Here is a 772-nt window from a genome sequence, read left to right as displayed (position 1 = left end):
GACGCATTTCTGGAAACGGAGTGCGTGGAAAATGTCGCCACAACCGAAATCATTAAAGCAACTGAAGAAAGTAACGGCCATCGTGTCAGTCTGCCGTTATCGGTTTTCGATCCCCAGGACTACCATCCACTGCTGATTACCGTTTCCGGAAAAAATGTTAACTGATCCCTGAAGTCAGTTTCATGCTTCAGCCTCTGCCACAACGTATGGCAGAGGCTATTTATCAGGAGAAACCAGATATGCCGGGTTACACACAGAGTATGTCCTGGCTGAAGGATCTTTCTCATACGGGCAGGCGGTTGCTGTCATAACCGCTTACCACAATGTGTTTATCCAGGATGACCCGGGAATGCATTTCCGTCGGGTTATCCGCAACGCGGAAGGTCAGCGACGCTGGCGCTGCCGGAATTCTGAACCCGATGCCGGAAAGGTGCTTAATACGCGGCTCGCCAGTGACGGTCCTCTAAGACAATAAACGTCATTCATTTCACCCATCAGGCTGCGTCTTCTCCGGGAGACGTGGCTTTTTCATTTATTACACCAGTAAATCTTAACCACCGATAAGGAGCAAATTATGCGACTAGCCAGTCGTTTTGGTTATGCGAACCAGATACGCCGTGACCGTCCGCTGACACACGAAGAACTGATGCACTATGTGCCGGGGATTTTCGGGGAAGATAAACACACGTCCCGAAGCCAGAACTATACGTACATCCCCACCATCACCGTACTGGAAAGCCTGCAGCGGGAAGGCTTTCAGCCATTCTTCGCC

At 50.6% G+C, this 772-nt stretch carries 3 protein-coding genes; all 3 read left to right on the top strand.

From position 1 onward, the window contains the following. Positions 1-9: 9 nt before the first annotated feature. Complete coding sequence (locus ACFFNX_RS52565) at positions 10-165, top strand: IrmA family protein (protein WP_077627562.1); 156 nt, start codon at positions 10-12, stop codon at positions 163-165. 100 nt (positions 166-265) lie between these two features. Next, positions 266-475, top strand: coding sequence for a DUF905 family protein (locus ACFFNX_RS52560; RefSeq protein ID WP_378213858.1), 210 nt, complete (start codon positions 266-268; stop codon positions 473-475). Between the two features lie 99 nt (positions 476-574). Beyond that, positions 575-772, top strand: a 198-nt coding sequence (locus ACFFNX_RS52555; protein ID WP_021519436.1) for a hypothetical protein, incomplete at its 3' end; no start/stop codon positions are given.

The organism is Actinoallomurus acaciae (assembly GCF_042429965.1).
GTDB lineage: Bacteria > Actinomycetota > Actinomycetes > Streptosporangiales > Streptosporangiaceae > Actinoallomurus > Actinoallomurus acaciae.
This window is presented reverse-complemented; position numbering and strand designations above follow the sequence as displayed.